This window comes from Flavonifractor sp. An91, from assembly GCF_002159225.1.
Classification (GTDB): Bacteria; Bacillota; Clostridia; order Oscillospirales; family Oscillospiraceae; genus Flavonifractor; species Flavonifractor avicola.
In genome coordinates this window covers 22010-46565 of the sequence record NZ_NFHA01000022.1, presented here as the reverse complement: position 1 = coordinate 46565, position 24556 = coordinate 22010, and the positions used below count along the sequence as shown (strand labels likewise).

The following is a 24556-nucleotide window of genomic DNA, read 5'->3' as shown; positions in this document are numbered from 1 at the left end:
CGCACACAGGTATAAAGATACCCATGCATGCACAAAAGTTCCTCGCTATGTGCTTTACACAACTCGTATAACGCACCTTGCTAATTCAACAAGATTGCATTATACTGTGGATGTGGTACTGCTGACGCAGTTGTGCATGGTGCCGTAATCACCTGTACAGGGGATAGAGGGTTGCCGCCCTCTATCCCTGCCGCACTATTTTTTTGCCTCGTAACCTCATTCTAAACCATGTGGATATAAAATGCAAGTAGAGCAATCGATCTTAAAAGTAAATGTCCATTTTTATACTTCAAGTCGATCCATACATATATCCACCATCGATGAGGTGCTATTGTGTATATCTATTAAGCACTTTTTGAGGCAGGGAAATTTTTCATCCAAGCAGCTGTTGAACGAAGATGTCCTGGGGAAATATAGTATGTTTTGCGTTTCCGAAAATGTTGAGGTTCCCTCTTTATGCCTATTTTCTTTGGAGAAACTGTCATTCCATCTGAAAAATCCATGCCTATTTCTGCTTCTATTATTGACGAGCAGGAAAAATTAGTTGTCTTACCGGACAAACCCAACATTTCTCACCAGCATTTTAGGACTTCACCGGTTCCATCTACGCTCTCCCAACCATTTCTTAAGAGTCGTTCACCGTATTATACTTAGTTTCACCTCCCTAATATTAAGTCTTTGCCTTTTGGCGAAACAGGTCGATTTCTTTCTGCCCCACTTACGGCGCTCCATCTTTACCTAATCAGTGTATCGTGTGCCGTTAATTAAAGTCGTTGCTTGCTATGAAGCTAAAAATTAGCGTTCACTGTTCTACACGATACCTAATGTCTCGTTTATCTCGAATTTTTGGTAAATTTGGTAATCAAGTCGAAACCGCCCCACTGTCTCCTGCATTTATTCGACCATGTAGCCGTGACTGTATCACCTTTTTTTCACAAGTCAGAAGTGAAATTGCCCTTATTTGCCCTTATTCATCTCACCCCCAATATTATTAAAAAATGCTGGGAGCAGCAGAGTATCCCCATTTTTTGCACACTGCTTGGCCCTGCCGCTCCAAAGGACCCCTTACATCTTTTCCTCACCCTCTGGGGCTTGTTTCACCCCCTTTTCCTCCTCTGCATACCACATACCCCCCAGCACTCCAAAAGTCCTCTCCAGCACTCCCAGAACCCCCAGGATCGCCACCACTCCCAGGGTGGTCATGGCAATCAGTACACAACCCCCAATCACCAGCTCTGCAATATGGCACATCTGCTTCACCTCCCTTTTAAACTGAGCGGGCCACCCTTACCGGGTGACCCGCTTACTGTTTCCTTATTTTTTCACTGTCTTGCCCTGGGGCATTTCCTCCCACTCCCAGGCACACTTAATGGTGTCACCGTCCAGCACAACACCATTCACAGCTCCCAGGTCAAGCAGCGCCTTGATCTTGTCGGCGCAGAAGGTCTGACGGCCAAACCGGGAGGAAATTACCTTGTAGTTCTCTCCGTCCCGTCGGTACACCGTGTACATCAGATTTGCCACCGCTGCCGGGTCGGTACTGGTCAGAGTCCCCACGCCCGTCTTGACCATGATAGCCCGGAACCCCTTGGCCTCGTCCAGCTTCAAGGCTCCGCTACCGTCCAGTACCATCCCTAGCACCTCACTGGACTTGACCGCCTCACTCAGCTGCTTGGCGGTCATACCCAGCACCTCACCGCCATTGACACCGGGATTAAAGACCTCATAGCCCGTCACACGCTGCCCCAGGTCAACCCGGTTAATGATGAACTTCTTATCCATAGTACACACTCCTTAAATTAGTTATCGGTCAAGTTCTATCTCTCAACCACAACTAAACTATAACGCTGACACAGCCCTCTTGACTGCTGACGAAATAGCCGGAATATACACCTATGGATTGGTGAGATGGGAGGGGTTAACCCAGCTCAATGACTGCACCGCCGTCTATGCCCTCTTTCTCCAACTCCCTCACTTTCCGATACCAGGTAGACCGGGCAATCCTCAGTTTTTTGGCTCCCTTGGCGGCGCTGACCTTCCCGGCTTTCCACTCCCAATAAACCGCTTCAAAGGTACTTTCCGCTTTCTTAGGTCTGCCACTCATACGCCCTTCCTCTTTGGCTATGGCAATCCCCTCAGCCTGTCGCTCCAAGATCGTTTCTCTCTCAAACTGAGCCAAAGCGCCAAAGATGGTCAGCATGAGTTTCCCTGTTGCGCCTTTTGTGTCAATGTCCTCCTTTTGACTGACAAAGCGCACCCCTTTTTCCTCCAATGCCGCTGTCAAATCCAGCAGATCACGGGTATTTCTCGCAAAGCGGGAAAAGCTCTCCACGACTACTACATCCCCCTCACGCACAAAGTCTATCATCTTCTGTAACTCTGGGCGCTGGGTGTCCTTGCCGCTTAACTTGTCCGTAAAGACACGCTCAACCCCTAACTTCTCCATAAGCACATCCTGACGGGCCGTGTTCTGCTCCCGTGTTGAGATACGCACATATCCGACTTTCATATTTCCGTCGCTCCTTCATAACTAGATTCGCAAATGAAGCAAAACCCCAAAATTGTCCCATAAAGCGCCATCCCAAAAGCCATACCTTTCAGAGCGGGCAACCTTATTGAGCGATAGAGCGTCCCAAAAACTTCACTTGGAACTTTTGGAACACCCCTTTTGAAGCGTTGTTTCAAAAACTCTCCCCTTCTGGTTTTGAAGCACCTGAATATGAGCAGCTAATAAAAAAGAAGGTACTGACTACCCGTGGGTCAGTACCTTCTTTGCTTTTGCTGTTATATTACTGTTTTGATAAAGTCAATCATATCTTGATCGTCTTTTATTTCCTCTCGTGGGGTGATAAAACTTTCATCTATTGCTCCGTGTTCGCTATCAGTCAATACACGTAGATTATCAGTTCTGTTGTCAAACGTAAAAAAATTCACATGGTGTATATCATACCCGGTAGAAACAATTACACTATTTAGATTTTCTACATATTGATGTAGTTTATAGTTGGCAGGCATTCTGGCATTATTTCTCCAATACCCCGAATTTGATGGCTCTGGTATCCACCTGAGGCTATTTATTTGTGAACTAAATTTTTTATCAATAATAGTAAGGTAATACTCATTTGTGCTTTCTCCCCGATTAGATGCCAATTTTGATATCAAGAAGGCACTATCTTTTATTGCCGCTATCGTTGTGGCCGGCATGTTAGGGATGTTGCTGATTACTGTTTTAAGCTTAAACTCATATAGCGCTCCTCCCGGATTTCTATGTGCAGGAGCCAATTTCTTAAACCAGCTATCTATTATATTAGGGTCTGTTATAACAAGTTTATGAGCACGATTCAAAATTCCCTCGCCTCCCTTTCCGTCATTTTAACAATATATAGGAAATTATGTCAAGGTTGAGTACGCTAATAAAAAAGCTGGTACTGTTCGGGGTATCCCAAACAGTACCAGCTTTTTTCATTTCGTCCCATCGTAGAAACGGTAAAATTGCGGTAAAACCGCCCTTTATACCTCTTGGGGCGCTTCACCGGAAGACCCGAAAGTCCTTGCGGCTCTAGCGGTTTCCTCTCTGCGCTCCTCGATGGCCTCCTTCAGCAGCATATCCTTCACCTTCATCAGACGGATGGTGTTGGAGCGCTCGTTCTCGTCCAGCTTCATGGAGATATACTTGATGGCCTCTTCCATCTGGGGGATCTTCACATACTCCAGGGCATTGACCCGGCGGCGGGTCTTTTCGATCTCCTCCGCCAGCAGCTGGGAGGTCTTTTCGATCTCGGCCAGCTTGAGCATATCCTGGAACACTCCGGACAGGGCGTCCACCGCGCCGTCCAGCTCGCCGGAGGTGGCGGCGAAGCCGTAGGGGCAGATCTCCCCGGCGTCGTCGCTCTTGGTGCGGAACTGGTAGACGGGCACGTTGACGCTCATAATGTTCTGGAAGGTCATGTCCAGCTCCACGCTCTGCTTGGGGTACAGGAGGGACTGCTCCAGCATCTCAGAGGACATGAGGGCGGAGGCCACGGTGAAGGAGCCGTGGGCTTTCATCAGCCCCTCCTCCACCTTCTTCCGCAGGGCCCGGTTCTCCCGCACCACGTCCATGAACTGCTTCATCAGCTCATCCCGCTTATCCTTCAGCAGCTTGTGGCCCCGGATGGAGGTCTTGAGCCGGGTTTTCAGCCGGGTCAGCTCCTGCCGGGTAGGGTTCACGTTAATGGCCGGCATGATTTATCCCTCCTTTTTCGGGAGGTATTTCTCGATATACTCCGGCTTGATACGCTTCAGCTCCGCGCGGGGCAGCAGGCTCAGCAGATCCCAGCCCAGGTCCAGGGTCTCGATGATGGAGCGGTTCTCGTCGGTACCCTGGGAGACATAGCGCTTCTCAAACTCGTCGGCAAACTTGGCGTACTGCAGATCGGTGGGAGAGAGGGCGGCCTCGCCCAGGATGCTCATGAGCTCCTTGTTCTCTTTACCGGTGGAGTAGGCGGCGAACAGCTGGTTCATGGTGCCCGCGTGGTCCTCGCGGGTCTTGCCGGGGCCCACGCCCTTATCCTTCAGACGGGACAGGGAGGGCAGCACGTCCACCGGCGGGTTGATGCCCTTGCGGTACAGCTCACGGGACAGGATGATCTGGCCCTCGGTGATATAGCCGGTCAGGTCGGGAATGGGGTGGGTCTTGTCGTCCTCGGGCATGGTGAGGATGGGGATCATGGTGATGGAGCCCTTCTTGCCCAGCTGACGGCCGGCGCGCTCGTACATGGTGGCAAGGTCGGTGTACAGGTAGCCGGGGTAGCCGCGGCGGCCGGGGACCTCCTTCTTGGCCGCGGACACCTCACGGAGGGCCTCGGCGTAGTTGGTGATATCGGTCAGGATGACCAGCACGTGCATATCCTTCTCAAAGGCCAGGTACTCGGCGGCGGTGAGGGCCATACGGGGGGTGGCAATACGCTCGACGGCAGGGTCGTTGGCCAGGTTGGTGAAGAGCACGGTACGGTCGATGGCGCCGGTGCGGCGGAACTCCTGCACGAAGAAGTCGGACTCCTCGAAGGTGATACCGATGGCGGCGAACACCACGGCGAAGTTGCCGGCGTCGTCCCCCAGCACCTTGGCCTGACGGGCGATCTGGGCGGCCAGGGCGGCGTGGGGCAGGCCGGAGCCGGAGAAGATGGGCAGCTTCTGGCCGCGGACCAGGGTATTCAGACCGTCGATGGTGGAGATGCCGGTCTGGATGAACTCGTTGGGGTAGTCGCGGGCGGCGGGATTCATGGGCAGGCCGTTGATGTCACGGTATTCCTCGGCCATGATCTCGGGGCCTCCGTCAATGGGACGGCCCATGCCGTTGAACACCCGGCCCAGCATATCGCCGGACACGGGGAGCTGAAGGGGGTGACCCAGGAAGCGGACCTTGGACTGGGCCAGATTGATGCCGGCGGAGGACTCGAAGAGCTGCACAACCGCGTTGTCGCCGTTGACCTCCAGCACCTTACAGCGGCGGATAGAGCCGTCGGACAGCTCGATCTCGGCCAGCTCGTCGTAGGTGACGCCGGAGACCTTGCGGACCACCATCAGGGGGCCGTTGATCTCCTGAATGGTACGGTATTCACGGATCATGCCTCTTCACCTCCCTTGGCCGCAATGGCCTCGATCTCCTCTTCCATTTCCCGGGCCATATCGGCGTAGACGGCCTTGAACTGGTCGTCGGGCACGCTCTTGGCACGGCCCATCTTCTCACGGAAGGGGATATTGAACAGCTCTGCCACAGGGGCGCCCTTCTCGATGGCGGCCCGGCACAGCTTGTCGTAGTCCAGAATCATCTGGATCATCTTGTCCTGGCGCTCGTAGCTGGAGTACCAGTCCACTTCCATAAAGCCGTTCTGCTGGAGGAAGTCCTCGCGGAGCATCTTGGCAGTCTCCAGGGTCAGCTGGTCACCGGCGGACAGGGAGTCCTTACCAACCAGCTGCACAATCTCGTTCAGGCTGGCCTCCTCCTGGAGGATGGACATGGACTTGTCGCGGTTGACCATGAACTGGGGACCCAGGTGCTCGTCGTACCAGGGCTTCAGGGAGTCCAGATACAGGGAGTAGGAGTTCAGCCAGTTGATGGCGGGGAAGTGACGGCGGTAGGCCAGGGAGGCGTCCAGGGCCCAGAACACCTTGACGATACGCATGGTGGCCTGGGACACGGGCTCGGACAGGTCGCCGCCGGGCGGGGAGACCGCGCCCACGGCGGTCAGAGAGCCCCGGCGGTCCTCGTCGGAGCCGATGCACTCCACCATGCCGGCCCGCTCGTAGAACTGGGCCAGACGGGAGGACAGGTAGGCGGGGTAGCCTTCCTCGCCGGGCATCTCTTCCAGACGGCCGGACATCTCACGCAGAGCCTCGGCCCAGCGGGAGGTGGAGTCGGCGATGACGGCCACATGGTAGCCCATGTCGCGGAAGTACTCGGCGATGGTAATGCCGGTATAGATGGATGCCTCACGGGCAGCCACGGGCATATCGGAGGTGTTGGCAATCAGCACGGTCCGCTTCATCAGGGACTCGCCGGTACGGGGGTCCACCAGCTCGGGGAACTCCCGGAGCACGTCGGTCATCTCGTTGCCGCGCTCGCCGCAGCCGATGTAGACCACGATGTCCACGTCGGACCACTTGGCCAGCTGGTGCTGCATGACGGTCTTGCCGGAGCCGAAGGGGCCGGGGATGGCGGCGGTGCCGCCCTTGGCCACGGGGAACATGGCGTCCACGATACGCTGGCCGGACAGCAGGGGGGTCTTGGGGGGATACTTATGCTTGTAGGGGCGGCCCACACGGACGGGCCACTTCTGCACCATGGTGAGATTATGCTTCTCGCCCTTGTCGTCCACCAGCACAGCCACGGTGTCCAGCACGGTGAACTCGCCGGACTGGATGGACTGGATGGTGCCGCTCATCTTGGGGGGGATCATGATCTTGTGGAGCACCACGCTGGTCTCCTGGACGGTGCCGATGACGTCGCCGCCGATGACCTTGGCGCCGGGCTGGACGGTGGCGTTGAACTGCCACTTCTTCTCCCGGTCCAGGGCGGGGACTTCCACGCCGCGGGGCAGGTTGTTGGAGCCCGCCTTCTTCATGATGCCCTCCAGGGGGCGCTGGATGCCGTCGTAGATGTTCTCAATAATGCCGGGGCCCAGCTCCACGGACATGGGGGCGCCGGTGGTCTCCACCACGGCGCCGGGGCCCAGGCCGGAGGTCTCCTCGTAGACCTGGATGGAGGCGGAGTCGCCGTTCATGGTGAGGATCTCACCAATGAGGCGCTGCTCGCCCACACGGACCACGTCGGCCATGTTGGCGTCGGTCAGTCCGGTGGCCACCACCAGCGGGCCGGAGACTTTGACGATTTTTCCGCTCAAAACACTCTAACCTTCTTTCAGGTTTGGATTTGAAATGATTCTCTTACAGGATATCCGCGCCCACGGCCCGTTCCACGGCGCTCTTGACGTTGGCCATGCCGATGCCCAGAGAGCCGTCCTTGCCGGGGATGAGGATGATGGCCGGGGTGAGCTCATCCTTGTACCGGGCCACCTCCGCCGTCATACCGGCGGCGTACTGCTCGGTGAGGTAGATCACCGCGTAATTTTCCTTGGCCAGCTGGTGGAGGGTCTGCTTGGCCTCCTCCACGGTCTCGGCGGGAAACACATCCAGCCCCAGGGCCTTGAAGCCCAGTACGCTGTCCTTGTCTCCCAGCACTGCGATTTTGTACTTAGACATTTGGCCGCTCCTTTCTCCGCGCCCCGTCACACTGACAGACCGCGGGAGCGGTCAAATGTGTGCGCATATGCCGCGCGCCGCCGCGGCACGCGCTCTTATCAAATGTTTGAACTTGTTCAAACATAGGCTTCACGCAGCCTTTCCCGGATGGTGTCCCCGTCCAGCCCCGCCATGCGGCCGGACAGAATGGTGCGGATGGCGGTGAACTCGTTCTCCCTGGCGTACAGGTAGCCGATCACCGCCTGCTCCCCGAAGGGGATGCGGCGGGCCTGGGCCAGATAGCCCATCACCGCGTTGTCGCTCAGGCGCTCAAAGGCGGTGAGCTCCCCGCTGCCGGGGGCGGTGAGGGCGGCGCCTGCGGCGGCCGCCTCGCTGAGGGGGCCCGCCCGGAACAGGGCGGCCAGGTCGCTGCCCTTGCCGGAAGTGAGGGTGTGTACCTCCACGTTGCCGCCGGGCAGCAGCACCTGATTGAGGAAATCGTTGCCCTTGCCCATACGGGCGGCCCGGACGGCGGAGCGCAGGTTGGTGGAATCAATGAGCAGGCGGACATACCCCTCCAGGAAGGGACTGCCCACCGCCTTGGCGGCCTCGCTCATCTCGGCGAAGTAGGCCCGGTCCAGCACGAAGTCGGCCAGCTGGGGGTCGTTGCCGCCATTGAGCAGCTCCCGGGCCTGGACGATGGCCTGCCGGAAGGGATCGGTGAAGTCCCGCAGGTTGTCCCGCTGGTAGGCCTCCTTGATCTGGGCGGCGGTCCAGCGACCGCCCTCCATCAGCAGCCGGTCGGGCTCAGCCCCTACGGCAGCGGCCTTGATGAGGGTCTTGGCGTTGTGGTAGTCGTATTTCATCTGGAACACGTCCACCAGCCGCTTGTCGGGCACCGCGCCCTTCAGCTCCTTGTACAGAGCGGCCCGGGCGGCGGAGAGCAGCTCGTCCAGGGCGGCGTGGGTGAGGGCGGGCAGTTCCCCGTAGCCGCACTCGGAGAGGACCTTGGCGGCCTCATCGTCGGTGCGGGCGTCCAGCATCCGCTCCATCCGCTCCCGGGTGAGGAGACGGTTCTCCATGGCCCGGATACGGGCGGATATGGTCAGATAGTCGGTATCTTTGATCTTAGCCAAAATGTTGCCTCCTTACTTGCAAGGAGCGCATCAGTCAAAGAGCACCTTGGCCACCTCGCGGTCCATTTCGCCCCGCTGGAGGCGCACCAGCGTCTCAAAGGTGCAGTTGACCTCCACGTCCCCGTCGCTGAGGATGAGGCCCCCCTGAATGGGGCGGGACTGCTCGGACATGGTCAGGTGTCCGTCGCCCAGCTTCTCGTTGGCCTGGGTGACCACGGCCTTGCCGTAGCGGGCGCGGTCCTTCTGGGAGAAGATGACCGCCTCCCGGCCGGTGGAGGAGGCCTTCACGGCCAGGTCGGCCAGCAGGTTCACATACTCCTTGTCGGGCAGGTTCACCAGCTTCTCCAGGGCCAGATCATAGGCCTTGGAGAGCATCTCCTGCTTGGCGGCCAGCTCCAGCTTGCGGGCGTCCAGCTGGGCCACACTGGCCAGCCGCTCTACGCGCTCGTCGGCGTTGCGGCGGCCCCGGGAGATGATCTCCTCGCTCTCCCGCTGGGCCTGAGCCTCATACCGGGCCGTGATCTCGTCGGCCTGACGGCGGGCTTCGGCGTTGATGTCGTCGATCTCCCGTCCGGCGTCGGCCGCGATGCGTCCGGTGATTTTTTCAATTCCGTCCATAGTCTACCTCTTGCTTAGAAGCCGAACATGATCATCAGGAAGGAGATGAGCAGGGACAGGATGGCGTAGAACTCCACGATGATACAGAGCACCATGCCCTTGGACCAGTCGTTGGGGTTCTTGGCCACGATGTTGATGGAGGCGGCAGCCACGCGGCCCTGAGCGATACCGGAGAGCAGACCGCCGAGGGCCATGGGGATGCAGGCGGCCAGGACGATGAGGCCCTGAGCAATGGTCAGCTCACCCACGGTGCCGCTGAACAGGCCCATCTTCATCAGGGCCAGGAAGCCGATAACCAGGCCGTACAGGCCCTGGGTGCCGGGGATAACCTGCAGGATCATACACTTGGAGAACTGAGAGGGGTCCTCGGCCAGCAGGCCGGCGCCCGCCTCACCGGCCAGGCCGGTGCCCTTGGCGGAACCAACGCAGGCCAGGCCTGCAGCAAGAGCGGCGCCCAGGAAACCAAAGAACGCGCCAGCGTATTGGGTCAGAAATTCACCGAATGTCATGTTACTCTTCCTCCTTAATGTCGACATACTTTGTCGCAATGTTCAGGGGCCGCCAGGGGCGTCCGCCCTCTTCATAGAACTGCTTGAAAAATTCCAGGTATTGCAGACGGGACGTGTGGACGTAGGTGCCGATCACGTTCAGGCCGATGTTGAAGGCGTGGCCGATGATGAAGATGATGAAGAAGATGGGGATGCCGATGGCCGGGGGCATTCCGCCGCCGGGCATGGCGCCCAGAATGTTGAACACCTGGCCGATCACGGAACCGGCCAGCATCATGACCATCAGACGGGAGTAGGAGAGGATGTCTCCGAAGTAGCCCGTCACGCCGTTGTACACCGCACCGATGATGGCGGTCACCTTGCCGAAGCCCTTGGCCGTGCGGCCCTGGCCCAGCAGCATCAGGCAGCCGATGATGAGCACCACCGGGTAGCCCGCCACATTGCCGATGCCTGCGGCAAAGAGGCCGATACCCACAAAGATGACCCACCAGGTACCGATGTCCAGGATGGCGTCCACCACCTGGCCCCGGCGGCACAGCATCCAGAATTTCACCGCCATGCCCACCACGATCTGTACGAAGCCCACGGCCAGTGCAAAGACCAGCACGGTCATGGGGTCGCCCATGACGTTGAGCAGGGGACCGGGCACGCCCGTCACCCCGTCGGGCACCGACAGGAAGGGGATCACCGGCTGAGACAGGCCCAGCATACTGGTGAACTGAGCCAGGAAGTCGGAGAAGAAGCCGCCGGTGAAGAAGCCGATGACGGCAGAGGAAATGCCGCACATGATCATCAGCCGGATCAGCTGTCCGAAGCCACCCTTGGGGTGGACCTTGTGGTTGATGAAGGCGCAGGCCCCCGCCAGGATCAGGCCGTAGCCCAGATCGGCGAACATGAACCCGAAGAAGAACACATAGAAGGGCATCATCAGCCCGTTGGGGTCCACGCCGTCATAGGCGGGCAGGGAGTACATCTCCGTAATGGTGGTCAGCGGCTCGGTAAAGCGGTTGTTCTTCAGCTTCACCGGCACCACCGGGTAGTCCTCGGGCGCCGGGTCCTGGGTCTCCCAGCAGCAGGTGTACTGCCCCAGCTGCTCCAGCAGCTTTTTCTCGTCGGGGACAGGTACCCAGCCCTCCAGGAAGAAGGCGGAGCTGCTGTCCAGCAGGCGGCAGCGGGCCTCCTCCCGGGCGATCTCCTGATCGGCCCGGTCCAGGCACTGCTCCAGCGCGCCCTTTTTGGAGGCGTATTCCCCCACCTGGGCGATGGTGGACTCCAGCTCACGGGCGGCGTCGGCCAGCTGTTCATCCAGCCGCTTGTCGTTCTCCGCCGCCGTTCCCGTCCAGCCCCGCAGGGCCGCCCGGGAGAAGCCGTACTCCTTGAGCACCGCCTGGCAGTCCTCCTCCACGCTGCGGTGGCAGAGGAACACCAGATATTTCAGTTCGTTGTCCGCCCCCGCCCGCATGAGCTCATACAGGTCGGTGACGGCCTTTAGGGCGCCCTCCATGGCGTCCAGGTCGGTGGAGGCGGCCACGGTGCCGAAGGACACCGCCACCTCCGGGGTAGAGGCCGTCTCCAGGGGGATATCCAGCGCCAGCCAGGGAGCCAGCGCCAGCTTTTGAGTCCGCAGTTTGTTCTGCTCGGCGTACAGAGCCGAGATCTTCCGCTCCAGGGCTACCAGCTGCCCGGCGTCCGCCAGGCCGGTCCGGTAGGCCGCGTCGTCGAAGAGCTCTCCCTCTGTAATCACCGGTCTGGGGGTGAGGAGCCCGCCCTTCTGTTTGGGGCCGTACTTCTTCAGGGCTTTCAGGGCGTTCTCCACGCTGGAACGGGCGTCCCTGGCCTCGTTCAGCGCCCCGGTGTCCGGCCGTGTGAGGCTGGCCCAGTCGGGGTCGTCCTTGCGGTCCCCCGGCTCGTCAATCTCCACACAGCCCAAATGCTGAAGCAGCCGCAGCATGGACTCCCGCTCGGATTGCATTCCGATGAGCCGCAGCCGCTTCATTTTCACAATGGACATCAGTTCTTCACTACCCTTCTCACGATGCTCTCAGCGGCGTCAGCCAGACGGCCCTCCGCCTTGGAGCGCAGGGCGTCGCAGGCCTTCTGCGTCTGGGCGTTGACCTCCGCGGCGTGCTTGGCCGCCGTTTCCTCCGCCGAACGCATAAATTCACGGACCTGAGCCTCGGCCTGAGCCCGTGCTTCCGCCAGCCGGGCCTTGCCAGCCCGCTCGGCCTCCGCCACGGTGCGCTTGGCCTCGGCCTGGGCCTCCGCCTTGCGCTGCTTGTTGGCCTGTTCAGCCTCAGTCACCTGCTTGATCGCTTCCAGAGACATACATTCACCGCCTTTCCCCATCTCTTGTCCCTCCGGACAATTTTCCCGATGTTACCTGAATCATACTTCAATCCCAGGCTGATTGCAAGTTTAAAATTATGAGTTTAGTTTTTTGTATGCATTTTTTCATCCTCAAAATCTTTTTATTTTCAGCTGTTTTTTTGTTAATCATGCAAATTCTTTAAATATTTTGCATGATTTTAATATGGCGCAAACTTCGTTAAATTTTTCACAAAAAATTTTGTGGATTTTTACCATAGTGTAAACAGGTAAAAAAAGGGCGCGCCGCACAGCGGCGCGCCCTTGGGGCGAGGTCAGTCATCACTGAGATAATAAGGCTTCATCAGGCTGGGCTGCTCGGTGGAGTCCTTCTGGCCGTTGGAGCGCAGCACGATCTCCGGCGGACGGCCGGCACGGCCTCTGCCGCCCCGCTTCTTCCGCTCACTCTTGGGCGCGGGGGCGGGGGACTGGGCTGCCGCCTGCTTCTTGCCCTGGGCCTTTGGCTGCTTCTGAGAAGCCTTCTCCTGAGGGGCCTGCTTCTCTTTGGCCTGTTTCTCCTTGGGCCGCTTTTCCTTCCGGTTGTCCTTCTTCTCAGGCCGGGGAGCGGGCTTCCGGGGGGCCAGCAGCCGGGCGGTGGCATCCATAATGATGTCGCTGGCCAGGGGATCGGGCCGGTGGAAATCCTCAAACGCCGGCTCAGGCGCGGAGGGGCGGGTGGGGACGGTGGCTACCAGAGCCTCCTCCAGGGTGGCGCTGTTGCGCACCCCCCGCCTGGACTTCTTCTTTTTCTCCGGCTGGGCCGGGGCGGGCTGTTCCACCGCCTCAGCCGCCTTCTGGGCAGCCTTGGCCTTGCGCTCGGCAGCGGCGGCCTTGTTGGCGGCGTCCCGCTGGCGGCGCTTCTCCTTGGCGGCGGCCCGGGCCTCGGCGTCCTCCGGGTTGATAATCCGGCCCTTCTTATCCTTGGGCAGGGGCTCAAAGACCTCCATGGGCCAGGGGTGGTCCTCCACCACCGGGATGGCCTTGCCCAGCAGCTTCTGGATGCCCCTGAGCTCCTCCTTCTCGTTGATGTCGCAGAAGGAGATGGCGGTGCCGCCGTGGCCCGCCCGGCCGGTACGGCCGATGCGGTGGACGTAGGTCTCGGGCACGTCGGGCAGGTTGTAGTTAAAGACGTGGCTCAGCTCCTCGATATCCAGGCCCCGGGCGGCAATGTCGGTGGCCACCAGGGCGGTAATCTTGCCGCTCTTGAAGTCGGCCAGGGCCTGCTGCCGGGCGGTCTGGCTCTTGTTGCCGTGGATGGCGGCGGCGGCGATGCCCGCCTTCACCAGGTCCCCGGCCACCTTGTTTGCCCCGTGCTTGGTGCGGGTAAACACCAGGGCGTTCTTTACGTCGGGCTCCAGGATCAGGGAGGCCAGCAGCTTGGTCTTGTTGCCCCGGTCCACATAGTAGAGCTTCTGGTCGATGACCTCCACCGGAGAGGACACCGGGTCCACCGCCACCTTTACCGGATTCACCAGCAGGGAGTCCACCAGTCCCTGGACCTCCGGGGGCATGGTGGCGGAGAAGAAGAGGGTCTGCTTCTTCTTGGGCAGCCAGCCCAGAATGCGGCGCACATCGTGGATGAAGCCCATGTCCAGCATCCGGTCGGCCTCGTCCAGCACAAAGACCTCCAGCTTGGACAGGTCCACAAACTTCTGGTTGTACAAATCGCCCAGGCGGCCGGGGGTGGCCACCAGGATGTCCACGCCCTTTTTCAGCTGCTCCACCTGGGGGTTCTGGCCCACGCCGCCGAAGATGACGGCGGAGCGGATAGGCAGGTGGCGGCTGTAGGCCACAATGTTCTCCTGGATCTGGAGGGCCAGCTCCCGGGTGGGGGTGAGGATGAGGGCCCGGATGCCCTTGCCCTTGCGGTCGCTGAGCCGCTGGAGAATGGGGGCGGCAAAGGCACAGGTCTTGCCGGTGCCGGTCTGGGCGCAGCCCAGCACGTCCCGGCCCGCCAGAGCGGGGGGAATGGCTTTTTCCTGAATGGGGGAGGGGCGTTCATACCCCTGTTCGGCCAGCGCCTTCAGGATGGGCGCTTTCAGGCCGAGGTCCTGGAATGTCATGCGGTTCGTTCCTTTCGTTAGAAATGCCCCTTCCGCGCCGGGGGCACAAAAAATAAGACTGCCGCGCGGAGGCAGAAAAAACACGACGAAGCCCGCCGGCCAGCCGGCGGGCATTTCGTACATGATAGTTTACTGGAATATAGTATATCATTATTTCAAAAAAATACAAGGGGCGGTCAGCCCAGCCGGGCCACCACTGCCGCCACCGTCTGCTCCAGGGTGTTTCCCCCCGTCACATCCACCGTCAGGTCGGCGTATTTGCGGTACAGAGGCTCCCGGGCGGCGTACACGTCGGCCAGGGTCTGGCCGGGGGACATGGCAATACCCCGGGTGGTGATGTTGCGGATACGCCGCTCCAGCTCCTCCAGAGGCACATGGAGATACACCACCAGCCCCAGCTCCTTGAGGTGGCGGGCAGCCTCCTCCCGGCAAATTGCGCTGCCGCCGGGTGCAATGACAGTGCGGGTGCAGTCCAGATCCCGGATGACGGCCTCCTCCACGTCCAGGAAGGCCTCCACGCCCCGCTGGTCCAGGATGTCCTGGAGCAGGGCGCCCTCCCGCTGCTGGATGAGCAGATCGGCATCCACAAAGCGATAGCCCAGGGTCTTGGCCAGCAGCACCCCCACGGTGCTCTTGCCCGAGCCGGGCATTCCGATCAAGGTAACGTTTTGATACTCCACAGCGGGATCATCCTTTCCCAATGTCATGATCTTTGCCAGTATATCAAATCTTTTCCCCGGTTGCAAGGAAAATAACCCCTTTTTCTGAACCTGGCGGTTTCCTATTTCCCCTCAAAAAAAGTGCTTGCAAAAATCGAACGTATGTTGTATACTAGGCACGAACAAAAGTTCTAATCCTGCGTCGGGAACTTTTTGCCGCTCTGCGCCGTCAGAAAAGTACAAGGGTCCTTACAAAGTACGTTTTATAGGACACCTTATCCCGTATACTGGGATCAAACGCCGGAACAACAGGAGGGAAACGGTATGGAGACCATTTATCTGAATCTGGACGCCAGACGGATCACAGGATACGCAAACGAGTCGGACCAAAAGGCCTGCGTAGGTCAGGAGACGGTGTGCTATACCGTGCTGCCCCGGCGGAAGCCCGCCCGGCCGGAGGGAAAGGTGCTGGACTTTGAGGCCTGCCGCCGGGCCCTGGAAGGGGAGTCTGCGGCAGAAGAGATCCCGGAGGAGATTCCCGCGCCGGAGGAGGAGGCCCGGCCCCGCCGCCGGCTGGACCTGGCCCTGGCCGCCGATCTCATCGCGTCGGCGGGGATGCTTACCGCCGTGGCGGCGGTGGCGGTCCGGTTCTTCCTGGGGTAATCAAAAACAGAACGCAGGACATCCAAAGGTTGTCCTGCGTTTTTGTTGTGGTTATGGAATCCACAAAACCGGCCCTTCGGGTCGGCGGCGCTTTTGCGCCGAGCATTGTAATTTCTCAGGAACAAAAAAAGAAACAGCACTCCGAATGGAGTGCTGTTTCTTTTTTCTGGAGCAGGTGACGAGGCTCGAACTCGCTACCTCCACCTTGGCAAGGTGGCGCTCTACCAGATGAGCTACACCTGCAAGCGACGGATGTTATTATAGCAATCCGTGCTTCCAATGTCAAGGGAATTTTTCGATTTTTTTATTTTTTCTTTTCAGGCCTCCTGGTCTGTCCACTGATAGCCCATTTCAGCCATTTGGGCCGCCGTCCAGGTCTTGCCGGTGCTGCGGCTCAGATCCACCCACACGGTCTGTCCGTTGCGGTCCACCTGGTTGAAAAAGTGGGGCTGACCCTGCAGGGTACCCTCTATGATCTGACCCTTCAGCCCCAGGCCGTCGCACAGCAGCTGGAAGGCTAAGGCCAGTCCCTCATCGTTGGCCCCCTGACCTACCAGCGCGTCCCAGGCGGTGGCGCCGCCGGTCTTCAGGTCCACCTTCACCACGTTGGGCAGCGTCCCCATCAGCAGGTCCAGCCGCCGGCTGGCGATCTGGTGCTGGATGGGGGTGAGGATGGCCGCCGACTGCTCCTGGAGCTGCTGGCGCTTCCGCTGGAGGGCTGTGGGCTCCTCCGGGTAGTCCAGCAGGATCTCCACAATGCGCTGGGTGCCGGCGTCGGTTTTGGGATAGAGCTCCACCGAGCACTCCGGCATCCCCAGCGCGGCGGCAGGGGTGTCGTAGTAGGCCTGCCGTACCTGCTCCTCCACCGCGGCGGCGTCCCCGGTGAAGTAGCCCACCCGCAGGGCAAGCTCGGTCTTGAAGGCCGACAGGGCCTGAGCCGCCTCCTCCCGGATGGCGCTGGTACCGGTGATGTTCACCAGATTGCTCACCTGCTCGGGGGAGCGGCGGTAGGAGATGGTAATGGTGGCCTCATAGGTGGTGATGATGGTGGTATAGTCGTTCTTGATGAAGTCCACCGCATAGGCCCCCAGGGGGTCGTCCTTGGCCACCTCCAGGCAGGCCCGGTTCAGGTCCTCCTCCACGTCGCCGTTATAGTCGGTGATCTGGATAACGCCCTCTTCTACCCCCTGGGAGACGAAAAACAGTATGCCGTTGACCAGCTCGGAATAGGTGCTGGCCTTGATGGTAGACTCATTTTCCCCCAGAACAGGATGCTCGGCGTGGGGCCCCACCACCGTATAGGCCTGCCCCGACAGGGAGCACCCGCCCAGCAGCAGGGCCAGGCTCAGGGCCAGGGCCGGTATGCACTTTTTCACAGGCCCCGCCCCCTTTCTTTCCTCAAAAGCCCAGGTCCTCGTCAATCAGTACCACCTCGGTACGTCCGATGCCGTTGGATGCCTGCCACAGCACCGTCATGCCCCGGCACAGCCGCTCGGGGCTGTTGCAGTCGTAGCACTTGTCCCCCTTGACGGCGCAGGGGGTCTTACGCTGGAGACGGATGGCGTTTTTGGGGGAGGCCACGTTGCGGGCCCGCCATACCGCGCCGTCGTAGTCGGGGGCTAACTTGTTGCGGCCCACCACCAGATAGAGCTCCTCATGGCCGAACACGGTGGAGGCAATGCGGTTGCCCACCCCGTCGATATTCACCATCTCGCCGGTCTCCGCCAGACCGTTCACCGAGCACAGGTAGACCTGGGTGAAGGCGGCGTCCTCCTTGCGGCTGCCCTCCCAGTGGGAGACCACGGTGTTGTGGGCCTTGAGCCGGTCCAGAAGGCCCATCTCCCGGACCGTCACCGAGCCGCCGATGCCGATGGTCCTGCCGTCCAGCTTGCCGTCCAGATAGTTTGCGGCCTCCGCCGCCGTGGCAAAGCAGGACACGGCATAACCCCGCTTCTCCAGGTTGGCCTTTACCTTGGTGAAATCCGTCATGGAAACCCTTCCTTTCTCTGTGGGCTGGGATCAAATGTCGTCCTTGCTGTAGGTGCGGAAGCCCTCCCCCAGTACGTCGTGGGCGTCGCACACAATGAGGAAGGAGTGGGGATCAATCTCGTTGACCTTCTCCTTCAGGGGCACGATCTCCTTCTGCTTGAAGGCCACCATCAGTACCTTTTTCTCATTGCCGGAGTAGACTCCCTCGCCGTGGAGGAGGGTTGCTCCCCGGTCCATGGCGATGATGGCGTCGGCGATCTCCCGGTAGGAGTCGCTGATGATATAGGCCACCTTGGAGCTGTCCAGGCCGTACAGAACGGTGTCCATCACCTTGGTGGTGATATAGAGGGACACAATGCCGTACAGGGCGCTCTCCACCTTGCCGAAGGCGATGGCGGCCAGCACGATGACAATGAAGTCGGGGATAAGCACCAGGGTGCCCATGGGCAGCCAGGCAAACTTCAGCTTGAGCAGCCGGGCGATCAGGTCGGTGCCGCCGGTGGTAGCCCCCTTGGCGAACACCAGACCGATGCCGGCCCCCAGCAGGGCCCCACCAAAGATGGCCGCCAGCATGGTATCCATGGGCGGGAACTGATAGATCATATCCATCACGTCGATGGCAAAGGAGCTGAAGGTCATGGCGTACAGGGAGGACACCAGCAGGTGGCCGCCGATGAACTTCCACCCCAGAAAGAAGAGGGGCACATTCATCACAAACACCGTGGTGCCCACCGGCAGGACGGGGATCAGGGCGTTGAGCACCTGGCCCAGGCCGGTGAGGCCGCCCATGGCCACCAGGTTGGGGGCGTAGAAGATGTTATAGGCCAGAGCGTACAGGATGGAGCCCAGGGTAATGACCGCATAGCTTTTTACATAATAGCTCACAGTGTGTTTCAACGAATATTCCTCATTTCTCTGGCTGGATCACAGCAGGCTGATCTGTTCCTCACCCCGGTCCTCCTCCTTCAGCAGGGCGCCCGCCACCGGCAGGGACCGTGCCCGGTACCGGGCGGCGTTGACAATGGTGGTGTCCGTCAGCGGGACTGCCTTTTCCACCTTCCACTTGGGCTTGAGGGTCATGACGTTGACCCCCTGGGTGGAACGGGTGGTCTTGGGGGTGAGGGCGGCGGTGTGGAACACCAGGCAGCGGCCCTCGGTGGAGGTAACTGCCACCTCCAGATCCTCCTTGATGTGGAGGGCGGCGGCCAGGGGGGACTTGTCGGAGTAGGCGCCGGTGAGCTTTCTCCGCTTGGTCTGAGTCTGGTAGGCAGCCACCTCTACCCGGGCTACCTTGCCGTTCTCAAAGAAGAAGAGGATATGGCCGGAGTAGTCGCTGGTCAGGCAGGCCCACACGAAGCTCTCGCCGGGGTCCATGCCCAGCTTGGTGGGCAAAAAGTCGCCCAGCACGCTGGCCTTGGCATCGTCGAACTCGCTGAGGGGGGCCTTGTAGCACTGCTGCTTGTCGGTAAACACCAATAGCATATCCCGGTTGTTCCCCTCCCAGTACAGGTAGGGGCCGTCCCCCTCCTTGTACTTCTGCTCGCTGCTCATGCGGAGAGACTGGGGGGTGATCTTCTTGAAGTAGCCCTCCCTGGAGCAGAACACATGGACAGGATAGTCGGGGGTCTCGTCCTCCTCCTCCACGGCGCCGGCGGCCTGATAGTCGTAGACGATCTCGGTGCGCCGGGGAGAGGCGTACTTCTTCTTCACCGCCGAGAGTTCCTGGGAAATAATCTTCTTGATGCGGCCGGGGTTATTGACGATGTCCTGGAGGTCGGCGATCTCCTCCTCCAGCCCGGCCACCTCTTCAATACGCTTGAGGATATACTCCTTGTTGATGTTGCGCAGCTTAATGTCGGCCACATATTCCGCCTGGATGTTGTCGATGCCGAAGCCGATCATCAGGTTGGGCACCACCTCGGCGTCCTCCTCGGTCTCCCGGATGATCTTGATGGCCCGGTCAATGTCCAGCAGGATCTTTTTCAGGCCTTTGAGCAGGTGGAGCTTCTCCTGCTTCTTCTTCATCACATAGTAGGTGCGGCGGCGCACTCCGTCCATCCGCCAGCCGGTCCACTCCTCCAAAATCTCTCCCACGCCCATGACCCGGGGCATCCCGGCAATGAGGATATTGAAGTTGCAGGAGCAGGCGTCCTGGAGGGTGGTGGACTTGAACAGCTTGGCCATCAGCTTGTCCGGGTCGGTGCCCCGTTTCAGGTCAATGGTGATCTTCAGGCCGTTCAGGTCGGTCTCATCCCGCATATCGGCGATCTCTTTGATCTTGCCCGCCTTGATGAGCTCGGCCACCTTGTCCATGATGGCCTCCACCGTGGTAGTGTATGGGATTTCATACACCTCGATGAGATTTTCGCTCTTGAGGTAGCGCCACCGGGCCCGCACCTGGAAGGAGCCCCGGCCGGTGTCGTAGATCTGCCTTAAAGCAGCCTCGTCGTACAAAAGCTCGCCGCCGGTGGGGAAGTCGGGGGCCTTCAGGTACTCCATCAGGTTGACCTTGGGGTTTTTCAGATAGGCCGCCGTGGCGTCGCATACCTCGCCCAGATTGAAGCCGCACAGGTTGGAGGCCATACCCACGGCAATGCCCTGGTTGGCGCTCACCAGCACGTTGGGGAAGGTGGTAGGCAGCAGGGTGGGCTCTTTCATGGAGCCGTCGTAGTTGTCCACAAAGTCCACCGTGTCCTGGTCGATGTCCCGGAAGAGCTCGGCGCAGATGGGGTCCAGCCGCACCTCGGTGTAACGGCTGGCCGCCCAGGCCATGTCCCGGGAGTACACCTTACCGAAGTTGCCCTTGGAGTCCACCAGGGGGTGGAGCAGGGCCCCGTAGCCCCGGGAGAGGCGCACCATGGTGTCGTAGATGGCGGCGTCGCCGTGGGGGTTTAATTTCATGGTCTGGCCCACCACGTTGGCGCTCTTGGTGCGGTTGCCGCCCAGCAGGTGCATCTGGTACATGGTGTACAGCAGCTTCCGGTGGGAGGGCTTGAACCCGTCGATCTCCGGGATGGCCCGGGAGACGATAACGCTCATGGCGTAGGGCATATAGTTGAGCTCCAGCGTCTCGGTAATGGGCTGCTCCAGCACCTCGGGCCGCAGGCCCATGACGTTGGGGTTGTTGACCTTCTTCGCCCCCTCCTGGGGGTCCTTTTTCTTTGCCAAATCGAATCATTCCTTTGTCAGTACAGACTGGCCGCTTTCAGTGGTTAGAATTATATCATTCCTTTGAAAAAAACGCAATTCATCGCCGTAAAGCGCCAAAACAAAGACCGGCGGCCTGCGCGTTGCGCAGGCCGCCGGAGGGATTATCCTGGTGTCCAGGAAAGGACCGGACATGGTATCAATCCCTGATTTGTCTAAACAGTATTTTTTGCAGCCCGGCTGTCTGTTTTAGCCCGGTACATCCGGCCGTCCGCCACGCCAAGCAACTCATCCAGCACCCCGGCGTCGGCCGGGAAGGCGGCAGTGCCGCAGCTGAATCCCAAAAATGGAATCTCGGATTCGGCAGAAAAGACAGAAAAACCTCGCATTCCCTCCAGCATGGCATCCGCTCCCTGCTCTCCTTCCCGCAAGAAGATAAATTCATCCCCCGCGATGCGGTAGAGCGTGCCCTGGTCAGAGAACTGCCGGGTAAACGCCTGGGCAAACCGCCGCAGATAGCTGTCCCCGGCCACATGGCCGTAGGTATCGTTGATGGATTTAAAGCGGTCCAGATCAATAAAGGCAATCGCAAAGGGGTGTCCGCCCTCCACCAGCAGTTCCGCCTGCTCAAAAAAGGCTCTGCGGTTGTTTAAGCCGGTCAGCGCATCGGTGAGCGATTCCTGTCGGGTCTGAACCGCATTCCGCCGGGCATGGGTCAGACCATAAAGCGCCTGATACATCAGAGTAGTATTGACCGCCAATGTGCAGATCAGAGCCAGCTTTGCCGCCAGAGAGTGTTCTTTCAGCAGCACAAAGTTTGCGCAAAAGATCACCGCGCAGGTGGATGCGCTGAGGCAAAAGAGCATATTGCACCTGTCTGTCTGTTCATGGGCAATGACATAGAGCAGCCTTTCGTGCAGCAGCCGCAAAAAAGGCCTCAGAGTTACCAGATACACCGCCGTTTGGATGATCAGTGTGGCAGTCATCTGTGCAGATTCCGGAAAGAGCCGGCCCAGGTATTGTGAGAAGAGGAAGGCCAGCATAGTGTAGGATCAGGACAGAAACATGACCGATATGGTGGTCTTGATGCCGCACCGGTAGAGAAAAAGCAGCGGTATCAGGTAAAAGAGACCCAAAAATATAAAGTAGCCCTCTCCATACCCCGGCAATGACGTAATGGTCGCCGCGGAAATACGCCAGAGCAGCAGGGAAAACACAGCCATCACAGGCACCACAATTACGGGAGCGGCCTTGCGGTCCAGGCAAATATGGCTTACATACAGATTGACACAAAGCATCTCCAATATAATCAAAACAGCTATATATTGCATTTGGTCCCTCCCAGTGGTGCAAAGACCGGCACCCGATCCAGAGAGAAACTTGTGTCACCCGGTAAGCGGTCCTTACGATATATCCGCCAGTTCCAGATATTTATATCCATTTTCTGCAATGTGGTCTTTCCGCCCCTGGAGGTTGTCCCCCAGCAGCAGGTCAAAGACCCGGGCGGTGTTTTCCACATCCTCAGGCATGACCTTGATAAGCCGCCGTGTCTCGGGATTCATGGTGGTGAGCCACATCATGTCGGGTTCGTTCTCGCCCAGACCTTTGGAGCGGTTGATGGAGCACTTCTTGCCCGCCAGCTCGCCGTTTACAATGTCGTTCTTCTCGGCGTCGGAATAGGCAAACCAGGTCTTTTCCTTATAGTTGATCTCATACAGGGGGGATTCCGCGATATACACATAGCCCCGCTGGATGAGGGTGGGGGTGAGGCGGTAGAGCATGGTCAAGATCAGGGTGCGGATCTGGAAGCCGTCCACGTCGGCATCGGTACAGATGACGATCTTGTTCCACCGCAGGTTCATGAGGTCGAAGGCGGCCAGATCCTTGGCGTGCTTGTCGTGGACCTCCACGCCGCAGCCCAGCACCTTCAAAAGATCGGTGATGATCTCGCTCTTGAAGATCTTGGCATAGTCGGCCTTGAGGCAGTTCAAAATCTTACCCCGGACGGGCATGATACCCTGGAACTCCGCGTCCCGGCTCAGCTTGACGCTGCCCAGAGCCGAGTCGCCCTCCACGATATACAGCTCCCGGCGGGTGGTGTCCTTGGTGCGGCAGTCCACAAACTTCTGCACCCGGTTGGAGATATCCACATTGCCGGACAGCTTCTTCTTGATGTTCAGCCGGGTGCGCTCGGCGTTCTCACGGGAGCGCTTGTTGATGAGCACCTGCTCGCCGATCTTGGCGGCGTCGAAGGGGTTCTCGATGAAGTAGACCTCCAGCTGGGAGCGGAGGAACTCGGTCATGGCCTCCTGGACAAACTTGTTGGTGATGGCCTTCTTGGTCTGGTTCTCGTAGGAGGTCTGGGTGGAGAAGTTGTTGCTCACCAGCACCAGGCAGTCCTCCACGTCGGCCCAGGTGATCTTGCTCTCGCTCTTCTGATACTTGCCCTGGGCCTTGAGCCAGGCGTCGATGCCCCCCACGAAGGCCGACTTCACCGCCTTCTCCGGGGAGCCGCCATGCTCCAGCCAGGAGGAGTTGTGGTAGTGTTCAATGATCTGCACCGTGTTGGAGAAGCAGAAGGACACAGACAGCTTCACCTTGTACTCGTCCTTGTCCGCCCGGTCACGGCCCCGCCGCTCGGTCTGCCAGAACACCGGCTGGGTCAGGGGGTTGTCCCCCGCCAGCTCCTTCACATAGTCCTCGATACCGTTTTCATACTTGAAGTCGGTGGTCTCGAACTTGCCCCCCACCTGATTGCGGAACCGGAAGGTAATACCGGCATTGACCACCGCCTGCCGCTTCAGCACGTCCAGGTAGTACTCCACCGGAATGTCGATGTCGGTGAACACGTCCAGGTCGGGCAGCCAGCGGAATTTGGAGCCGGTCTTTTTGCCGGAGTAGGGCTCCTTCTTCAGGCCGCCGATGTTTTCACCCTTCTCAAAATGGAGGGTATACTCGAAGCCGTCCCGGTGGATCACCGCGTCAAAGTAGCGGCTGGCATACTGGGTGGCGCAGGAGCCCAGGCCGTTGAGGCCCAGGGAGTACTCGTAGTTGTCGCCGGCGTTGTTGTTATACTTGCCGCCGGCGTACAGCTCGCAGAATACCAGCTCCCAGTTGAACTTCTGCTCCTTCTCGTTCCAGTCCACCGGGCAGCCCCGGCCGAAGTCCTCCACCTCGATGGACTTGTCCTCATACCGGGTGACAGTAATGAGATTACCGTGGCCCTCCCGGGCCTCGTCGATGGCGTTGGACAGGATCTCAAACACCGCGTGTTCGCAGCCCTCCAGCCCGTCGGAGCCGAAGATAACGGCCGGGCGCTTGCGGACTCGATCCGCCCCCTTCAGGGAGGAAATGGAGTCATTGCCGTAACTTTTTGGGGAAGAACTTCTTGCCATGGGCCTCTCCTCATATCGTAAAACTGCCGGCCCTCAGAGCCGGCGCAAAAGATGCGTATATATTATTATATTACCCTATTCCCGCCTAAAGTGTCAAGAAAGGCCGGACCACGGCAATCCGTGGTCCGGCCCTGTTGCTTATGCGGCCAGGTCCTCCAGTTCGGCCAGCGCCTCCCCCTGGGAGTCGGCGGAAAACCGGAAGCGTCCGGCGGCGTCGTATACCTCAATGTGTCCGTTTACATAGCGAAGTTCAAATTCCATGGTTCAGCGCTCCTTTCCTGTATCGTTGGG

24 protein-coding genes and 1 tRNA gene are annotated in these 24556 nt (G+C 59.3%); 1 reads left to right on the top strand and 24 read right to left on the bottom strand.

The features are described from left to right. Positions 1 to 1065: 1065 nt before the first annotated feature. From B5G42_RS12385 to B5G42_RS12320, 15 genes are all read right to left on the bottom strand, one after another. Positions 1066 to 1251 (bottom strand): hypothetical protein, encoded by a 186-nt coding sequence (locus tag B5G42_RS12385; protein WP_087187185.1) that lies wholly within the window; start codon positions 1249 to 1251, stop codon positions 1066 to 1068. A 63-nt stretch (positions 1252 to 1314) separates the two neighbouring features. Then, positions 1315 to 1782, bottom strand: coding sequence for a hypothetical protein (locus B5G42_RS12380; RefSeq protein WP_087270906.1), 468 nt, complete (start codon positions 1780 to 1782; stop codon positions 1315 to 1317). Between the two features lie 136 nt (positions 1783 to 1918). Then, the gene (locus B5G42_RS12375; RefSeq protein ID WP_087270903.1) at positions 1919 to 2509 is read right to left on the bottom strand and encodes a recombinase family protein; all 591 of its coding nucleotides are present in this window, start codon (positions 2507 to 2509) and stop codon (positions 1919 to 1921) included. A gap of 275 nt (positions 2510 to 2784) precedes the next feature. Next, a complete protein-coding gene (locus B5G42_RS17930; RefSeq protein ID WP_140399852.1) occupies positions 2785 to 3345 on the bottom strand; it encodes a hypothetical protein in 561 nt (186 codons plus the stop codon). A gap of 165 nt (positions 3346 to 3510) precedes the next feature. After that, entirely contained in the window at positions 3511 to 4224 is a 714-nt protein-coding gene (locus B5G42_RS12370; RefSeq protein WP_087270900.1) for a V-type ATP synthase subunit D, read from the bottom strand. A gap of 3 nt (positions 4225 to 4227) precedes the next feature. Then, a complete protein-coding gene (locus B5G42_RS12365; protein ID WP_087270896.1) occupies positions 4228 to 5610 on the bottom strand; it encodes a V-type ATP synthase subunit B in 1383 nt (460 codons plus the stop codon). After that, a complete protein-coding gene (locus tag B5G42_RS12360) occupies positions 5607 to 7385 on the bottom strand; it encodes a V-type ATP synthase subunit A (protein WP_087270893.1) in 1779 nt (592 codons plus the stop codon). The genes B5G42_RS12365 and B5G42_RS12360 overlap by 4 nt, the downstream gene beginning before the upstream one ends. A 43-nt stretch (positions 7386 to 7428) precedes the next feature. Beyond that, entirely contained in the window at positions 7429 to 7743 is a 315-nt protein-coding gene (locus B5G42_RS12355; RefSeq protein ID WP_087189196.1) for a V-type ATP synthase subunit F, read from the bottom strand. A gap of 116 nt (positions 7744 to 7859) precedes the next feature. Continuing rightward, positions 7860 to 8858 (bottom strand): V-type ATPase subunit, encoded by a 999-nt coding sequence (locus B5G42_RS12350; protein ID WP_087270890.1) that lies wholly within the window; start codon positions 8856 to 8858, stop codon positions 7860 to 7862. A 30-nt stretch (positions 8859 to 8888) separates the two neighbouring features. Then, positions 8889 to 9476: a V-type ATP synthase subunit E gene (locus B5G42_RS12345; RefSeq protein WP_087270887.1), complete on the bottom strand. Its 588-nt coding sequence runs from the start codon at positions 9474 to 9476 to the stop codon at positions 8889 to 8891. 14 nt (positions 9477 to 9490) lie between these two features. Next, a complete protein-coding gene (locus B5G42_RS12340) occupies positions 9491 to 9985 on the bottom strand; it encodes a V-type ATP synthase subunit K (protein WP_087189193.1) in 495 nt (164 codons plus the stop codon). Between the two features lies 1 nt (position 9986). After that, entirely contained in the window at positions 9987 to 11996 is a 2010-nt protein-coding gene (locus tag B5G42_RS12335; protein ID WP_087270883.1) for a V-type ATP synthase subunit I, read from the bottom strand. Next, the gene (locus tag B5G42_RS12330) at positions 11996 to 12310 is read right to left on the bottom strand and encodes a V-type ATPase subunit subunit G family protein (RefSeq protein WP_087270957.1); all 315 of its coding nucleotides are present in this window, start codon (positions 12308 to 12310) and stop codon (positions 11996 to 11998) included. Before B5G42_RS12330 ends, B5G42_RS12335 begins: the two co-directional genes overlap by 1 nt. A 314-nt stretch (positions 12311 to 12624) precedes the next feature. Further along, positions 12625 to 14412: a DEAD/DEAH box helicase gene (locus tag B5G42_RS12325; protein ID WP_087270880.1), complete on the bottom strand. Its 1788-nt coding sequence runs from the start codon at positions 14410 to 14412 to the stop codon at positions 12625 to 12627. A gap of 176 nt (positions 14413 to 14588) precedes the next feature. After that, positions 14589 to 15119: a shikimate kinase gene (locus B5G42_RS12320; RefSeq protein ID WP_087270877.1), complete on the bottom strand. Its 531-nt coding sequence runs from the start codon at positions 15117 to 15119 to the stop codon at positions 14589 to 14591. A 276-nt stretch (positions 15120 to 15395) separates the two neighbouring features. Here B5G42_RS12320 and B5G42_RS12315 point away from each other — a divergent pair, with 276 nt between their 5' ends. Continuing rightward, a complete protein-coding gene (locus B5G42_RS12315) occupies positions 15396 to 15734 on the top strand; it encodes a hypothetical protein (RefSeq protein WP_087270875.1) in 339 nt (112 codons plus the stop codon). A gap of 167 nt (positions 15735 to 15901) precedes the next feature. On the opposite strand, the gene B5G42_RS12310 is transcribed toward B5G42_RS12315, so the two are convergent. From B5G42_RS12310 to B5G42_RS18885, 9 genes are all read right to left on the bottom strand, one after another. Next, a tRNA-Gly gene (locus B5G42_RS12310) sits at positions 15902 to 15977 on the bottom strand. A gap of 74 nt (positions 15978 to 16051) precedes the next feature. Further along, positions 16052 to 17110, bottom strand: coding sequence for a hypothetical protein (locus B5G42_RS12305; RefSeq protein ID WP_242961219.1), 1059 nt, complete (start codon positions 17108 to 17110; stop codon positions 16052 to 16054). Positions 17111 to 17132: 22 nt separating this feature from the next. Next, entirely contained in the window at positions 17133 to 17723 is a 591-nt protein-coding gene (locus tag B5G42_RS12300; RefSeq protein WP_087270872.1) for a lactate utilization protein, read from the bottom strand. 30 nt (positions 17724 to 17753) lie between these two features. After that, entirely contained in the window at positions 17754 to 18608 is an 855-nt protein-coding gene (locus B5G42_RS12295; protein ID WP_087270950.1) for a YitT family protein, read from the bottom strand. Positions 18609 to 18647: 39 nt separating this feature from the next. Next, a complete protein-coding gene (locus B5G42_RS12290; RefSeq protein ID WP_087270870.1) occupies positions 18648 to 20891 on the bottom strand; it encodes a DNA gyrase/topoisomerase IV subunit A in 2244 nt (747 codons plus the stop codon). Between the two features lie 194 nt (positions 20892 to 21085). After that, positions 21086 to 21856: a GGDEF domain-containing protein gene (locus B5G42_RS12285; RefSeq protein WP_162611100.1), complete on the bottom strand. Its 771-nt coding sequence runs from the start codon at positions 21854 to 21856 to the stop codon at positions 21086 to 21088. Between the two features lie 66 nt (positions 21857 to 21922). Beyond that, entirely contained in the window at positions 21923 to 22201 is a 279-nt protein-coding gene (locus B5G42_RS12280) for a hypothetical protein (RefSeq protein WP_087270864.1), read from the bottom strand. Between the two features lie 72 nt (positions 22202 to 22273). Next, on the bottom strand, positions 22274 to 24265 hold the full coding sequence (locus B5G42_RS12275) for a DNA gyrase/topoisomerase IV subunit B (protein ID WP_087270862.1): 1992 nt from the start codon (positions 24263 to 24265) through the stop codon (positions 22274 to 22276). A 138-nt stretch (positions 24266 to 24403) separates the two neighbouring features. After that, a complete protein-coding gene (locus B5G42_RS18885) occupies positions 24404 to 24526 on the bottom strand; it encodes a hypothetical protein (protein WP_275532448.1) in 123 nt (40 codons plus the stop codon). Between the last annotated feature and the right edge of the window lie 30 nt (positions 24527 to 24556).

Bases quoted from the DNA above. Each gene is read 5' to 3' on its own strand.
- B5G42_RS12385 (WP_087187185.1), bottom strand. From the start codon at position 1,251: ATGTGCCATATTGCAGAGCTGGTGATTGGGGGTTGTGTACTGATTGCC.
- B5G42_RS12380 (WP_087270906.1), bottom strand. From the start codon at position 1,782: ATGGATAAGAAGTTCATCATTAACCGGGTTGACCTGGGGCAGCGTGTG.
- B5G42_RS12375 (WP_087270903.1), bottom strand. From the start codon at position 2,509: ATGAAAGTCGGATATGTGCGTATCTCAACACGGGAGCAGAACACGGCC.
- B5G42_RS12370 (WP_087270900.1), bottom strand. From the start codon at position 4,224: ATGCCGGCCATTAACGTGAACCCTACCCGGCAGGAGCTGACCCGGCTG.
- B5G42_RS12365 (WP_087270896.1), bottom strand. From the start codon at position 5,610: ATGATCCGTGAATACCGTACCATTCAGGAGATCAACGGCCCCCTGATG.
- B5G42_RS12355 (WP_087189196.1), bottom strand. From the start codon at position 7,743: ATGTCTAAGTACAAAATCGCAGTGCTGGGAGACAAGGACAGCGTACTG.
- B5G42_RS12345 (WP_087270887.1), bottom strand. From the start codon at position 9,476: ATGGACGGAATTGAAAAAATCACCGGACGCATCGCGGCCGACGCCGGA.
- B5G42_RS12340 (WP_087189193.1), bottom strand. From the start codon at position 9,985: ATGACATTCGGTGAATTTCTGACCCAATACGCTGGCGCGTTCTTTGGT.
- B5G42_RS12335 (WP_087270883.1), bottom strand. From the start codon at position 11,996: ATGTCCATTGTGAAAATGAAGCGGCTGCGGCTCATCGGAATGCAATCC.
- B5G42_RS12330 (WP_087270957.1), bottom strand. From the start codon at position 12,310: ATGTCTCTGGAAGCGATCAAGCAGGTGACTGAGGCTGAACAGGCCAAC.
- B5G42_RS12325 (WP_087270880.1), bottom strand. From the start codon at position 14,412: ATGACATTCCAGGACCTCGGCCTGAAAGCGCCCATCCTGAAGGCGCTG.
- B5G42_RS12320 (WP_087270877.1), bottom strand. From the start codon at position 15,119: ATGACATTGGGAAAGGATGATCCCGCTGTGGAGTATCAAAACGTTACC.
- B5G42_RS12315 (WP_087270875.1), top strand. From the start codon at position 15,396: ATGGAGACCATTTATCTGAATCTGGACGCCAGACGGATCACAGGATAC.
- B5G42_RS12300 (WP_087270872.1), bottom strand. From the start codon at position 17,723: ATGACGGATTTCACCAAGGTAAAGGCCAACCTGGAGAAGCGGGGTTAT.
- B5G42_RS12285 (WP_162611100.1), bottom strand. From the start codon at position 21,856: ATGACTGCCACACTGATCATCCAAACGGCGGTGTATCTGGTAACTCTG.
- B5G42_RS12280 (WP_087270864.1), bottom strand. From the start codon at position 22,201: ATGCAATATATAGCTGTTTTGATTATATTGGAGATGCTTTGTGTCAAT.
- B5G42_RS12275 (WP_087270862.1), bottom strand. From the start codon at position 24,265: ATGGCAAGAAGTTCTTCCCCAAAAAGTTACGGCAATGACTCCATTTCC.
- B5G42_RS18885 (WP_275532448.1), bottom strand. From the start codon at position 24,526: ATGGAATTTGAACTTCGCTATGTAAACGGACACATTGAGGTATACGAC.